A 13,899-nucleotide genomic window follows, 5' to 3' on the forward strand; every position below is an offset into this window, starting at 1 on the left:
CGCTTGTATGTTTAGACTTGAAGGGGTGGGCGGGACTAAAAGCTCGATTCCGACTCTAGCCAGTACGGACCGTGGGAGACTTCTCGTCCCGCCCTTTCTACCTAAAGCGCCGATAAGGAATTCATCGGTAAAACCGACGATAGAGGCAAGCCAGCGCTACGGTAGACCCCGACAAGCTCTTAAACCCTAGCTCCGAGGATTCGTCATGACAATCCTTACCTCGCCAACGGTGATTGGTGTCGATGTGGCCAAGGCCGAAATCGTCGTTTATCGCGAAGATCTGAAAATCATCCAGGCCATCAACAACGACCGCACATCTGTAGGTCATTGGCTGAAGACCCTGCCCGCCCAAAGCTCAATCGCCCTGGAAGCCACTAATCTCTACCACCTGGACACGGCCGAACTGGCCCATGGTATGGGGCATCGGGTTTACATCGTGGACCCTTACCGGGTGAGCCATTACCGCGAAAGCATCGGTCAGCGTGCAAAAACCGACCCTTGTGATGCACGTCTTCTGGCGCGTTATCTAACCAGTGAACAGCATCGGCTGCGGGTCTGGAACCCACCACCGCGGCACTACACAGTGTTGAAAAGTCTGCTTAACAAGCGTGCACAGCTGATGAAGGTCCGAGTCAGTATCAAGCTGAGCTGGTCAACCGAACCTCTTCTTGAAGATCTTTTGGCCGATGGGTTGAAGCATTTCAAACAGCTGGATCAGGCCATTCAGGAGTTGCTTCGTAAAGTCAGCCAAGAAGCCGGAATTAGTGAAAACATCAGACGCTGCAAAGCGATTGAAGGAGTTGGTGAACTCACGGCAACGGGCCTGGCAACTACATACATGCGAGGTGAGTTCGCCAGCGCCGATGCGTTCATCGCCTTTCTGGGAATGGACTTGAAGGCAAAAGACTCAGGTAAGAAACACAGTCCTCGCCACTTGAGCAAAAAAGGTGACGGGGAATTACGGCGTCTTGCACACAATGCAGCTATGGCAGCTTGTCGGTCCCCTGTCTGGAAACCGTTCTATGAGTCCTATCTGGCAAGAGGTCTAGCCAGAACCCAAGCCTTGGTCATCCTCGCCCGCAAGCTTTGCCGGGTGGCATTCGCCCTCATGAAAAACCAGAGCGAATACCAACCGAATTTAAGGTTGCAGGGTTCCCCTGCAACATAGAATCTCCCACAGGGATTTGCAAACATCCGGCATTGTGGCCACACCTGTCAGCGCTGAGCTAAGGTGTCTGAACCACCCTGGCCCATCGAGCCCTCCATGCGCTTTCTCGCTCGCACCCACCCTCGCCTCTCTGCCGCTGCCCTCTTCGGCCTTGCCGTCGGCCTGCTAGTGCCTGCCGATTCTGTCATCAGCAAAATTCTCATCGGCTGGAATGCAGGGGTCTGGACCTATTTGGCCCTGATGCTCTGGCTCACCTCTCGGGCCAAGGCGCCGGACGTCAAGCAAATAGCCGTCGTCGAAGATGAAAACGCCGGGCTGGTGCTGTTCGTGGTGTGTATTGCGGCGCTGGCCAGCCTGGCGACCATCACCCTGGAACTGGCCGGCAGCAAGGATCTGGAAACCACCCGCAAACTCCTCCACTACGGATTTACCGCGCTGACGGTCATCGGCTCATGGCTGCTGATCGGGGTGATCTTCAGCGTCCACTACGCCCGCCTGTTTTACACCTGGGACGGCAAGGAGCCGGCACTGCGCTTTGCCGAAGGTCTGACGACGCCCAACTATTGGGACTTTCTGTACTTCTCGTTCACCATCGGAGTGGCGGTGCAGACGGCGGACGTTGGCGTGGCAACGCGGGAAATCCGCAAGATCGTGCTGGCACAGTCATTGATCGGTTTTGTGTTCAACACAGCGATTCTGGGGTTCTCGATCAATATTGCGGCAGGTTTGTTTGGCTGAGTTTGGCTGCGCTCTACATGCCGATAAACGAACGTTTATATTGAGAAAGGACATGCATCACAAATAGTTATTTATCCGATTTGTAATAACGAATACATTTCCTGCGTCTTTTAGACAGCGACGCCCCCTCAAACTTATTCCAACCACAAAAAATTCGATTTTCATAGCTGTAATATCCGACAGTAGACAAAGCGCGCGAGCAGGCCTTATATAGGTTATCCATGTCCGTTCAAGTGTTTCGGCGTGGAAACCCCTGACAGAACAATCGGAGACTTGACTCATGAGCAGCGCAGTCAGAAAAAACAACTACAGTAGTCAGTTAGCACCCAGGGAAGAATTCACAGCTAACCTGGAAAATGGATCAACATTCAAGGCCTTGTACACTGTGCTTGAAGAGTCCACAACTCCCGGTAGAGGGGACGTATACATGGTGATTGCATATGATCGCCAGAACACTTATGCACGAACATTTACGATCGTGTTCAAGAAAAGCACGCTCGAGGGTAGAATTTCAATAACCGACGACGATCTTGATTCGAACGTGATCTTTAACAACTACGAAGATCCGGAGAATCCGACACTGCAAAAAGCGACTGGCGGAATTCTGAGTTACAAGCTGGACATTGCCGAAAATCAGTTCAGCGGATCCTTCACAGCCGATGTCACCAAAGCCGATGGTAGTGGCACGTTTCCTTGCACTGCGAATTTTGATACCTGGCTCAGCTGAAGATGTGAAAAAAGGCCCTGGCTAATAAACCAGGGCCTTCCTTTTGTTACGTGAGCCTGCGCCAGTGCTCTACCATTTGTATTGAACCCCCACGGTTCCTCCCAAAGGCATCTCTATATTTTTACCACTCATGTATTCGAGTTCTACATGCGCCTGCCAGCGCTCCGACAAATTGTACGCTACACCGCCCCCCAACTCGCCACGAGACCCGGAAAGGTCGTTATTGAACACATTGTTGTTGACCTTGACCTCATTGTTTTTGGAGAACTCGTGAGCAAGCGCCAAGCGAACATAGGGCTGCACGGTTGCGCCGTTAATCAGTTTCACATCGCGTCCAGCCGTAACACCCACTTTGCCGCGCAATGAGCGGGTACGGTCACCCTTAACGCTCAAGCCATTATCCAGACCGTAATCCTTGCCCTTGATTACAGCAGCAGAACCCAGAATAAAGGGCTCCAAGAAGTATCCACGATCAAGCTTTATATGACGGCCGGCTTCGACCGATCCACTGATACCGTTGTTGTCATAATCGCCCTTTGACCGCGAGCCATCGGTCATGCCGACTTTAGCCTCGTTCTGGAAGTGGTTGAGCTTTACAACGCTATCGACATAGTAACCACTCGTTTCATCGATGAAGGTCAGGTACGAACCTATGTAACTGCTAGTGATCGTGCCACTGGTTCCTCGATGCAAGTCCAGATTCGAGGTACTGCGCCCGGCCATCACTCCGAGCAGCCACTGCCCGGCACCCAGGCGTAAAGGCGCATCGGCGCCCAGTGTGAAGCCTTGCTGGCTCTGCTGGTACCCATCACCAAAGGCGTCGGAGACGTTGATCTTGCTGCCATAAACTCTGCCCCAGGCACCGGACTTATCCTGGTTGAATCGGACCTCTCCCATGCGACTGCGGAGTGACATCGCCTCCCCATCCAACACCGTAATGGCGGTGTTGAACAGCGCTGTTACCGCTCGCGTGGATGGGCTGACATTTCGGGCAGTCGGGTCGAGAAACCAGTCGTGACCACTGTCGCTCTGTTTCAATCCGTAGACAAACGCACCGCGATCGACTTCGCCATTGACATTCGCCAGGGAGAAACTGGCGTCTCCTTGTGCAGTGCGTACCAATTGCACGGGTTGTCCGCTGGCCGGCTCTGCTCCGGAACTGTTTACCAGCAGTTGATGATTGCCAGTGGCTGTACCCGTGACGTTCAGGGTGTCGGCCTGGTTCGTCGCGAAATTGACATTCATTTCAAACACGCCGTTACCGGAGAGGTTCTGCACGTCCAATTGATGAAAAGCGCTATCGGTGCCGATCTTGACCGTGCCACCGTTCAGAATCAGGTTTCCGACCTGACTATTGTCCGTCATGTTCCAGCGCGATGAGGAATCAATGGTGGACGACGCCACCCCCGCCATGGCGCCGGTCAATTGCGAACCTTGCGCAAGAGCCACCGAGGCAGTCGCTCCGGTATCCGCTTTCACATCACCGGTCAGCGATCCCTGAGAAAAACTCAATGCGGCCACACTGCTATCTGATACCAGTACGTTACCCGTCAGGTCACTTCGGTCAACGTTCATGCTGACATTGCCGGCGCGCCTGACCTCAAGAACAGTTCCATTACCCCCCTTCAGTGTCGAACCGTTTGAAACATCGATCGATGAAGCAGGCGCGGAGAGGTCCGCGTAGTCAACGACGATGGCCGATCCGCTCTGGCCCTCCACGCTCGAACGATCCAGATGCAATTGGCTCGCCGGGAGTCCGGCCCCTTCAAGCCCCAGTGTTACACCGTTCTGTCCACCCGAAATTTGCGTGTTGTTGCTGGCAGATGCAGTCCCGCTCAGAAGGCTCACACCAGAACTGGCAGCGCCAGTACCTGTGATCGAGGAGTTGGAAAAAGTGAGATTGCTGAATGCCGTCGCGCGTGCGCCGCCCGTTACGCCAGTAATGATGCTATCGCTGACAGTCGCACTTGACCCGGTCGAGGTACTGGTGTTGCGGGCTGCCTGCAACCCGAGACGATTGCTCGAAATAATACTGTTGCCCGAAATGGTCGCGGTACTGTTGAGGAGTTCAAGCCCGGCACGTGCATTACCGCCGCTCACCGTAGTCCCTGCCAGACGCACATCCGAACCTGCGCCTGCGGAAATCTGCTGAGTCCGTGCACCGGTGGCATTCACTTGAGATTGCTGGGCGCTAATATCAAACGTCCGGGCTTGATTGATATTCAACGTTGCATTCTGTGAGAGCTGCCATGATTCCTCATTGTCACCGTTGTTGACGGTGTGAGGCGGGCCACCAACGAGCCCCCCGGCAGTAGCAGAACCGCTGGCTAACAATGAGAAACAGAATGATGAGCTCGTCAGCCAGATTGCCGTCCTTACGCTGGAAGCCACATGTGTGATTTGCCACATAGTAAAAGTACCCAAATTCAGTCCTCCCGAAGGAACGACGATGCTATTTGAACGGGTAAAGATCCTTCACCCACGGCGGCGTTAGCCTACAGGTCCACTTCGTGATGGTCTGTAGGAGAAGTCTGTGAATACCTGCGGAAAATTTTCCGGGCTGAATGAAAGGAGCCTGTCGGAAAACCTGGTTCCCGACAGGCGATTTTATTTCGTTATGGGTTAACCTCGTCACAGTATTTGAAATCACCGTTCAGCAAGGAAACCTCATTGAAAAACTCTTCTGAAGGATTTGGGTGACCGGCGATCAATATCGAATACCAGACTTTGATATAACCGTTGGGCAACCCGGAACCGTTCGGAGGTTGAATAGGCTTCAACCTGGTCAAATAAGGTTTTACATTCAACACAAACTCCGATGGATTCTCACTACCTGTAACCGTGTAAGTATCCTTAAAATCGGTATCTTTAACTGGCTTGGTGCCCAGTGCGTCTTCATACCCCTGTGAATAAACCGTAACGATGGTACCCGCCGGCATGAGCGTGGTATCGATATCTACAGTAACCGGCAATTCAAAATCTGGCCGCGTCAAATATCTGCAGGAGACGAAACCATTAAAGAGCCGAACTCTAGGCTCTGGCAGATCGACTGTTGCCAGATCTACCTGGACTTCAGTCTCTGATGACTCCATGACAGCCGAGCTGAGCGCAGGATTCTCAATCGTCCAGTAGGCATATTTTTTACCAGGCGCTCCAATCACGGCATCAAATTCAGCAGGTGTCATCGTATGGGTCAAGAGCGTCGTCGTCGGTGTCAAATCCAGATCGAAAACTTCAGCGCCATTGATCCAGAGTCGCGCAACGTCCCCCGTTACCGGCACCCAGGGATCGGCTACTTCCTTCATCGGCGTACTGATTGTCACATCCGCAAGTCGATCACTCGAGGTGATATGGTTCAGCTTGTCTGAGGCACCCCTAACCTCAACTTTGACCATCTTTGGATTTTTGATATCCGGAAAACCCGGATTTACCGGGCCAGGGTACAGGAGATTGAGTACAGAATTGACGTCGACGGAAGGCACTGCCGGCTCTATTCCGCGAAGGAAATTATATCTGCCCGTGATCGGTACGGGTGCTGTGGCGTTATCCCAAAGTGCCAGTAATCTGCTGAGTGATATCTGGAATTGCAATAGATTGGCATTATTCAGCGGTAAAGTACCCAAGCCGATTGAGAGAGAGCCATTGGATACAGTCGGAGAAATACGATCAGTATTTCGTGCATTGTCCGGCCGACGGACGTTCAGATAAACCGTTCCCTGCAAATCATTCAGATCAATCGGATCCGGTGAGATACCCTGCGGGAATTCGCAATCGTGAAGCGTGGGAGGTGGAATGCGAGAAACCGTAAAATCGTTCGCAATAGATGGCTCGCTTACATTCCCCGTCAAGTCTTTCAATCTGTACCAGAGGTAATTGAACCCATCCACTTTTGGCAGTTCGCTTGATGGAATATCGACTATATCCGCAATCAATGCTTGACTCAGGAGCAACGTGCCACCTGTGCCATAGTTTTCACCATAGTAAACATCGATCGTGTCATCGTCACTATAGAACTCATAGATTCGACTGACCTGAAGTTTTAAAGTCAAATTATTCGCCAGCCAATCCTCGTCAATTGTTTTGCTCGGGAGGTTTTGATAAATCGCTCTTTCCGGTTGAAATTTCGTACCGGACACCTTATCAACTTCGGGTGGATTCCTATCAACTTCTGCAATCAGCCAATTGGATTTATCTTCATTGCCATCGGTCCCTTTGAATTGCCTTAGCTGAAACTGCCAGGCTGTCGAAGACCGCACCATATCATCATCCAGAAGTGCTGCCGTAGGGATGTCAATAAGAACTTCCGCAGGACGACCCGCGACATTGCCCAGAGTGTCATTGTCGACCATTGTTTCTGTTCCGGTAGTGCCCTTTCTCTGCCACAACTCCCACTCATCACCGTCCTGCGGATCCTGAATCGTGTTCGTTAGAAATTGTACTTGCAAGGTTCCTGAATCCAGGATTGTCTTCGGGACCAGTCTACGCGCCAGCAACCCTACAATCGGGGGATCGGGTAGCCTTGCTCCGAGATTTGAACTGGCAGTACGCAATGCAAAACGCGACTGTTTGGCGAGTTCAACCGACGTCAGCGTCTGACCGCCAGTTGTTGTGGCTTTAACATTCATTTTGGTTTCTCCATGTAAGACAGACAATCCAAGACGTTCAGCAACAAACCCAGAACTGCACAATGGGAAACTTAAATTGCTGTAGCCCAGGGCACAACTTCTTCAGATACATCAATTTTCTATAGTGAAAAACTCAAGGAAACCCCCCGCATGGAATAGGTTCACCTGCAATCATCCGTTCAATTTTTACTACACTTCTGCGAGACCTATAAACTGGAACTCCATTTCGACATATCGTGTACTGGGCTGCTCCGGAATGACCACTTACCATTGGTTTAACATAGGGATCAAACGCAATATCGACAATAAATCCATTAGCAGGATCGCTTCCGGTGATCGTTTTTTTAAACTTATGAATCGGCGTGAGTGCGGGTGGTACGCCGGTTATAGATGCAAAACCTTGCCAATCAAGCTCAAACTCATCCTGATCGGCAAATACCGACTCAGGTAGTATCTTTACTCGAATTTTTTGCGAGACAGGCGTCAAGGAATAACAGTTCAACTCACCATGAATGTTTGCATCAGGAAATTCCGGCCCATGAAGCGACGGTACCAACGTGTGGTCGATGATCAGGGAACGCTTTGGCGAAGGATCCTCATTACCGTTACGCCCCTCCAGAATGTAATAAAGAAGTGCAGAGCCATCAACGCTCATATGCTCTGGTGTTATTGAAAATGTAAACTCGGGTTTATAGTCAAGGTACGTATAGGTCTCGGTAAAAATCTCTGTCTCGTTGCCATTTTGAAACCAGTAAACATGCAAAATGTAATAGTCCGCTGGCTGGCCCGGAGCCGGTTGCACAGGAAAATTTGGCCAAGCTGGCAGTCGTCCGACAGTCCCGCTTATTAAAACCTCGAACGGTATCTTCGCCGGATCGATATCACTTACACCGTCTATTTTTAGAGGTGCGGCAGTTATCTACTGATCAGGCTTTGACATGGGTATTTTCTCTGGCGAAAGTGTTGTCAATGCACAAATCGTTCAATCGCGTCTTATGGTTGATTAAGCGCCGACTTCCTGCCGCTGCCTACTGTCAGATCTGACAGGTAAAACGACCACCCGTCGGAATAACCTCACTGCGAATCCAAAACACCCATCAAGCAAACTTGACGAGGGAGTAATTTTTCAGGCCAACTGAAACCGGTTTCAGCTTCTGTTTCAGTTGCTGCACAGACATAAAAACAAGGTCCATCACCGTGAACGATTTCTCCGCCGCCCAGCGCAGCCGCGTCACCATGCTCGACGTTGCCGAACACGCTGGCGTGTCCAAGGCCAGCGTCTCGCGCTTCATCGGCGATGATCGCGCCCTGCTCTCCGATGCCATTGCCCAGCGCATCGAGCAGTCGATTGCCGAACTCGGCTACCGTCCCAATCAAATGGCCCGAGGCCTGAAACGCGGTCGCACTCGCCTGATCGGCATGCTGGTGGCCGATATCCGCAACCCTTATTCGATTGCCGTGATGCACGGAGTGGAAACCGCCTGCCGCCAACACGGTTACAGCCTGGTGGTGTGCAACACCGACCGCGATGACGAACAGGAACGCCAGCACCTGGCGCTGTTGCGCTCGTACAACATCGAAGGGCTGATCGTGAACACCCTGGGCCATCACCGGGATGAGCTGGATGAGTTGAAGCGGGAAATGCCGCTGGTACTGGTGGATCGCAAAGTCGATGGGCTGGAAAGCGACATGGTCGGGCTGAACAACCCGCAAGCCATCGAGATGGCGCTCGAACATCTTCAGCAACGTGGCTATCGCGATGTACTGCTGGTGACCGAACCCTATGACGGCACCAGTTCGCGGATCGAGCGGGTCAGCAGTTTTCAGCAGCAGATTGGCCAGCGCAAAGACATGCGTGGCGCGGTACTGGAAACTGACTCGAGCCTTGTGAACGATCTTCAAACCTTTTTGAACACACCTGATAACGGCCCGAAAGCCCTGTTCTGCGCCAATGGCGTGGCGGCGCTGGCTTGCACCCTGGCGCTGCGCGAGATTGGCTGCCGATTGTTCGAGGATGTCGGGTTGATCGCCCTGGATGATCTGGATTGGTATCCGTTGGTGGGCAGCGGGATTACTGCCCTCGCCCAGCCGACGGAAGAGATTGGTGCCCGGGCGTTTGAGTGTTTGCTCAAGCGTTTGCGCGGGGATGATGAAGCGGCGCGGACGCTGGATTTTGCGCCGGTGCTGATTGAGCGCGGTTCGACCCGTGGATTTTGTGGTGACTGACACGGCCTCTTCGCGGGCAAGCCCGCTCCCACAGGTGTTCGGGTGTACTTGAGAACTGTGAACGACGCTATATCTGTGGGAGCGGCGGTGCGACGATTCGACTTGCCCGCGAAGGGGCCCGAAAGAGCACTGCACAACTTGCTGATTTTTTTTGAACAAAAATGAAACCGGTTTCAGAGGTAGATAACAATGAATAAACCTGCCGTTTCCATCAGCCTGTCCAGCTACGGCGCCGACCTTGTGCGCCGGCGTGGTCAAGGCTCGTTCATCGCAGTGCTGGCCGCTGCGGGCGCCAATCGCATCGAATGGCGCGAGGAGCTGCTGACCAATGAAGTCCCTGAAAAACTCGCCGCAGCCACCCAAGCTCAAGGCCTGCAAAGCATTTACTCCTCACCCACCGAACTGTGGCTGGCCGGTCAGTCGCGGCCCAATCCCGAACTGATCACCGCGCTGCAAAATGCCGAAGCATTCGGTTCGAAGTGGCTGAAGGTTTCCCTGGGCTTCTTCACCGACAACAACGATTTGCAGACCCTCGCGCAAATTCTTGCGCAGAGCCCTGTGCAACTGCTGGTAGAGAACGACCAGACCCTGCACGGCGGGCGGATCGAACCGTTCCAGCGTTTCTTCGCTGTCGTCGAGCAACACAACCTGCCGATCAAGATGACCTTCGACATCGGCAACTGGCAGTGGCAAGACCAGTCCGCCACCAGCGCTGCACGACTGCTTGGCCGCCACGTCGGCTACGTGCATTGCAAAGCCGTGGCCCGCCGTGACGACGGCAAACTGGTGGCAGTACCGCCCGCCGCCACCGACCTGCATCTGTGGGAACAACTGCTGCGGCACATGGCCCAAGGGGTCATGCGCGCTGCCGAATACCCGTTGCAGGGCGATGACCTGATGCAGCTCACCACCGAACACGTCGCCGCCCTCGCCCGCCTCGGCCAATCCCGTCTGGAGCCTGCTCATGTCTGAGATCGATATTCTGTCGTTCGGCGAAACCATGGCCATGTTTGTCGCCGAACAGAGCGGTGATCTGGCCTCCGTCGAGCAGTTCCACAAACGGATTGCCGGGGCGGACAGCAACGTCGCCATCGGCTTGTCGCGGCTGGGCTTCAGGGTCGCGTGGCTGAGCCGGGTCGGTGCTGATTCGCTGGGACGATTTGTCGTCGAAACCCTGGCCCGTGAGGGACTGGATTGCAGCCATGTCGAAGTCGACAAGGCTCATCCGACCGGTTTCCAGCTCAAGTCGCGCAACGATGACGGCAGCGATCCGACGGTCGAGTACTTCCGTCGCGGCTCGGCAGCCAGTCATCTGTCACCGCAGTCGATCAACCCAACGTTATTAAGCGCCCGGCACCTGCACGCCACCGGCATTCCGCCGGCGCTGTCCGCGTCGGCGCGGGAAATGTCCCGTGAACTGATGACGCGCATGCGCAACGCCGGGCGTAGCGTGTCGTTCGACCCGAACTTGCGCCCGAGCCTGTGGGCCAGCGAACGGGAGATGATCAGCGAGATCAACCGTCTCGCCGCCCTCGCCCACTGGGTGCTGCCGGGGTTGAGCGAAGGTCGCTTGCTGACCGGATTTGAAGACCCGGCGGATATCGCGGCGTTTTATCTCGATCAAGGTGCCGAAGCCGTGGCGATCAAACTCGGGCCGCAGGGTGCGTATTACCGCACCCATCTGGATCAAGGGTTTGTCGCCGGCGTGCCGGTCCAGACCGTGGTCGATACGGTGGGTGCCGGGGACGGATTTGCGGTGGGGATGATCAGCGCCCTGCTGGAGCACCAGAGTTTTCCCGAGGCGGTCAGACGCGCCAACTGGATTGGCAGCCGTGCGGTGCAGAGCCGTGGCGACATGGAGGGACTGCCCACCCGATCCGAACTCACCGCTGAATTCGAGGCCGCCTTCGCGAGCAAGCTCNCTTGTGTACGCCACGGACATTGTGGGAGCGAGCTTGCTCGCGAAGGGGGCATAACAGACACAACATTTTTTGAACCTGCTGCGACAAAAACAACAAGCTCAGGAGCAAGACCATGAAAACCGCAACCCTCGCCACCCGCCGCTGGTGGTACATCATGCCGATCGTGTTCATCACCTACAGCCTGGCGTACCTGGACCGGGCCAATTACGGGTTCGCCGCCGCCTCCGGGATGGCCGCCGACCTGATGATCACCCCGGGCCTGTCCTCGCTGCTCGGCGCATTGTTCTTTCTCGGTTACTTTTTCTTCCAGGTGCCCGGCGCGATCTACGCGCAAAAGCACAGCGTGAAGAAGCTGATTTTCGTCAGCCTTATCCTCTGGGGCGGGCTCGCTACGCTGACCGGCGTGGTCTCCAACGCCTATTGGCTGATCGTCATCCGCTTCATGCTCGGCGTGGTCGAAGCGGCGGTGATGCCGGCGATGCTGGTGTACCTGTGCCACTGGTTCACCCGCGCCGAACGCTCGCGGGCCAACACCTTCCTGATCCTCGGCAACCCGGTAACCATGCTGTGGATGTCGGTGGTCTCGGGCTATCTGGTGCAGCATTTCAGCTGGCGCTGGATGTTCATCATCGAAGGTCTGCCGGCAGTCCTTTGGGCCTTTATCTGGTGGAAGCTGGCCGATGATCGTCCGGCCCAGGCCAAGTGGCTCAACGACCAGGAAAAGCACGATCTGGAAAGCGCGCTGGCGGCCGAACAGGTCGGGATCAAAGCGGTGAAGAACTACGCCGAAGCCTTCCGTTCGCCGAAGGTGATCATTCTGGCGCTGCAATTTTTCTGCTGGAGCATTGGCGTCTACGGCTTCGTGTTGTGGCTGCCGTCGATCCTCAAGGCCGGCGCGCAGATGGACATGATCGAGGCCGGCTGGCTGTCGGCGTTGCCGTATCTGGCAGCGGTGATCGGCATGCTGCTGGTGTCCTGGGGCTCGGACAAGCTGCAAAAGCGCAAACGCTTCGTCTGGCCGCCGCTGCTGATTGCCTCGGTGGCGTTCTACGGCTCCTACGCCTTGGGCGCGGAGCATTTCTGGTGGTCGTACACGCTGCTGGTGATCGCTGGCGCCTGCATGTACGCGCCTTACGGGCCGTTCTTCGCCATCGTCCCCGAGATCCTGCCGGCCAATGTCGCCGGCGGTGCGATGGCGCTGATCAACAGCATGGGCGCCCTCGGTTCGTTCGGCGGCTCGTATCTGGTCGGCTACCTGAACAGCTCCACCGGTTCGCCCGGCGCTTCGTACTTGTTGATGAGCGGCGCACTGATGCTCTCGGTGGTGCTGACGATTTTTCTCAAGCCCGGCGCCAGCGACCGGGTGACGGCCAAGCGCGTCGCACCGCGTCCGCAGCCGGCCCATTCCTGAATTGATAGAGAGATGACTGCGATGAAAAAGCAGGTTGTGTTGTACAAGAAACTATCGCCGGCGCTGATGGCGCGCCTTGAGGAACAGGTCAATGTGACGCTGATCGACAGCCTCGACGCCGACGGCCTGATGAAACTGCGCGACGCCCTGCCCGGTGCCCACGGCTTGCTCGGCGCGAGCCTGAAACTGGACGCGGCGCTGCTCGATCTGACACCGCAGCTGGAAGCGATTTCCAGCGTCTCGGTGGGCGTCGACAACTACGACATCGACTACCTGACCCGGCGCAAAATCCTGCTGACCAATACCCCGGACGTGCTCACCGAAACCACTGCCGACACCGGTTTCGCGTTGATCCTGGCCACCGCCCGGCGCGTGGTGGAACTGGCGAACATGGTGCGCGGCGGTCACTGGCACCGCAGCATCGGCCCGGCGCATTTCGGCACCGATGTGCACGGCAAGACCCTGGGCATCATCGGTATGGGGCGAATCGGCGAGGCGCTGGCCCAGCGTGGGCATTTCGGGTTCGGGATGCCGGTGATCTATCACAGCCAGTCGCGTAAACCGGCGGTCGAGGCGCGCTTTGATGCGCAGTACCGCAGTCTGGAGGATCTGTTGCAGCAGGCGGATTTCATCTGCCTGACCTTGCCGCTGACAGCGCAGACTGAAGGTTTGATTGGCGCCGAACAGTTTGCGTTGATGCGGCCGGACAGCATCTTCATCAATATTTCCCGGGGCAAGGTGGTGGACGAGGCGGCGCTGATCGACACCTTGCGCCATAACCGGATTCGCGCGGCGGGGCTGGATGTGTTCGAGCGTGAGCCGCTGAATCATGACTCGCCGTTGTTGCAGCTGAACAACGTGGTGGCGACACCGCACATGGGCTCGGCGACCCATGAGACGCGCGAGGCGATGGCGCGGTGTGCGGTGGAGAATCTGTTGGCGGCGTTGGCTGGGAAGAAGCCGATGAATCTGGTGAACTCATCAGCTTGGCAGAGCTGAAGCTTTCAGCGCTTGTACCGGCCCGGGGGGGGGGGGGGGGGGGGGGGGGGGGGGGGGGGGGGGGGGGGGGGGGGGGGGGGGGG

Annotated in this window: 11 protein-coding genes; 8 read left to right on the forward strand and 3 right to left on the reverse strand. The window is 55.6% G+C overall.

The annotated features are described in order from the left end of the window. Positions 1-205: 205 nt before the first annotated feature. The 3 genes from ACTJK9_RS22210 (at position 206) to ACTJK9_RS22220 (ending at position 2,633) form a co-directional block, all read left to right on the forward strand. Positions 206-1,168, forward strand: a complete 963-nt coding sequence (locus ACTJK9_RS22210) for an IS110 family transposase (protein WP_221397423.1) — start codon at positions 206-208, stop codon at positions 1,166-1,168. Between the two features lie 96 nt (positions 1,169-1,264). Continuing rightward, complete coding sequence (locus ACTJK9_RS22215; RefSeq protein ID WP_085610392.1) at positions 1,265-1,906, forward strand: DUF1345 domain-containing protein; 642 nt, start codon at positions 1,265-1,267, stop codon at positions 1,904-1,906. Positions 1,907-2,186: 280 nt separating this feature from the next. Then, complete coding sequence (locus ACTJK9_RS22220) at positions 2,187-2,633, forward strand: hypothetical protein (RefSeq protein WP_221397424.1); 447 nt, start codon at positions 2,187-2,189, stop codon at positions 2,631-2,633. A 69-nt stretch (positions 2,634-2,702) separates the two neighbouring features. On the opposite strand, the gene ACTJK9_RS22225 is transcribed toward ACTJK9_RS22220, so the two are convergent. The 3 genes from ACTJK9_RS22225 to ACTJK9_RS22235 all read right to left on the reverse strand — a co-directional run bounded on the left by ACTJK9_RS22225 (position 2,703) and on the right by ACTJK9_RS22235 (position 8,021). After that, entirely contained in the window at positions 2,703-5,057 is a 2,355-nt protein-coding gene (locus ACTJK9_RS22225; protein WP_143492844.1) for an autotransporter outer membrane beta-barrel domain-containing protein, read from the reverse strand. Between the two features lie 191 nt (positions 5,058-5,248). Next, positions 5,249-7,258 (reverse strand): hypothetical protein, encoded by a 2,010-nt coding sequence (locus ACTJK9_RS22230; protein ID WP_440816251.1) that lies wholly within the window; start codon positions 7,256-7,258, stop codon positions 5,249-5,251. A 133-nt stretch (positions 7,259-7,391) separates the two neighbouring features. Then, a complete protein-coding gene (locus ACTJK9_RS22235; RefSeq protein WP_440816254.1) occupies positions 7,392-8,021 on the reverse strand; it encodes a hypothetical protein in 630 nt (209 codons plus the stop codon). Positions 8,022-8,455: 434 nt separating this feature from the next. On the opposite strand from ACTJK9_RS22235, the gene ACTJK9_RS22240 reads away from it, so the two are divergent. The 5 genes from ACTJK9_RS22240 (at position 8,456) to ACTJK9_RS22260 (ending at position 13,816) form a co-directional block, all read left to right on the forward strand. Next, the gene (locus ACTJK9_RS22240; RefSeq protein ID WP_440816257.1) at positions 8,456-9,484 is read left to right on the forward strand and encodes a LacI family DNA-binding transcriptional regulator; all 1,029 of its coding nucleotides are present in this window, start codon (positions 8,456-8,458) and stop codon (positions 9,482-9,484) included. 189 nt (positions 9,485-9,673) lie between these two features. After that, positions 9,674-10,456 (forward strand): sugar phosphate isomerase/epimerase family protein, encoded by a 783-nt coding sequence (locus tag ACTJK9_RS22245; RefSeq protein ID WP_440816260.1) that lies wholly within the window; start codon positions 9,674-9,676, stop codon positions 10,454-10,456. Next, positions 10,449-11,522: a sugar kinase gene (locus tag ACTJK9_RS22250; RefSeq protein ID WP_440816262.1), complete on the forward strand. Its 1,074-nt coding sequence runs from the start codon at positions 10,449-10,451 to the stop codon at positions 11,520-11,522. Before ACTJK9_RS22245 ends, ACTJK9_RS22250 begins: the two co-directional genes overlap by 8 nt. After that, entirely contained in the window at positions 11,519-12,817 is a 1,299-nt protein-coding gene (locus ACTJK9_RS22255) for an MFS transporter (RefSeq protein WP_085610399.1), read from the forward strand. The genes ACTJK9_RS22250 and ACTJK9_RS22255 overlap by 4 nt, the downstream gene beginning before the upstream one ends. Positions 12,818-12,838: 21 nt before the next feature. After that, positions 12,839-13,816 carry a 2-hydroxyacid dehydrogenase gene (locus ACTJK9_RS22260; protein WP_440816266.1) on the forward strand — a complete coding sequence of 326 codons (978 nt, stop codon included), beginning with the start codon at positions 12,839-12,841 and terminating at the stop codon, positions 13,814-13,816. Positions 13,817-13,899: the final 83 nt, after the last annotated feature.

This window comes from Pseudomonas sp. 22082 (assembly GCF_052046055.1).
Classification (GTDB): Bacteria; Pseudomonadota; Gammaproteobacteria; order Pseudomonadales; family Pseudomonadaceae; genus Aquipseudomonas; species Aquipseudomonas pharyngis.

What these genes read in the sequence shown, in the direction of transcription:
- ACTJK9_RS22220 (WP_221397424.1), top strand. Translation starts at nt 2,187, where the DNA reads ATGAGCAGCGCAGTCAGAAAAAACAACTACAGTAGTCAGTTAGCACCC.
- ACTJK9_RS22245 (WP_440816260.1), top strand. Translation starts at nt 9,674, where the DNA reads ATGAATAAACCTGCCGTTTCCATCAGCCTGTCCAGCTACGGCGCCGAC.
- ACTJK9_RS22210 (WP_221397423.1), top strand. Translation starts at nt 206, where the DNA reads ATGACAATCCTTACCTCGCCAACGGTGATTGGTGTCGATGTGGCCAAG.
- ACTJK9_RS22260 (WP_440816266.1), top strand. Translation starts at nt 12,839, where the DNA reads ATGAAAAAGCAGGTTGTGTTGTACAAGAAACTATCGCCGGCGCTGATG.
- ACTJK9_RS22230 (WP_440816251.1), bottom strand. Translation starts at nt 7,258, where the DNA reads ATGAATGTTAAAGCCACAACAACTGGCGGTCAGACGCTGACGTCGGTT.
- ACTJK9_RS22255 (WP_085610399.1), top strand. Translation starts at nt 11,519, where the DNA reads ATGAAAACCGCAACCCTCGCCACCCGCCGCTGGTGGTACATCATGCCG.
- ACTJK9_RS22215 (WP_085610392.1), top strand. Translation starts at nt 1,265, where the DNA reads ATGCGCTTTCTCGCTCGCACCCACCCTCGCCTCTCTGCCGCTGCCCTC.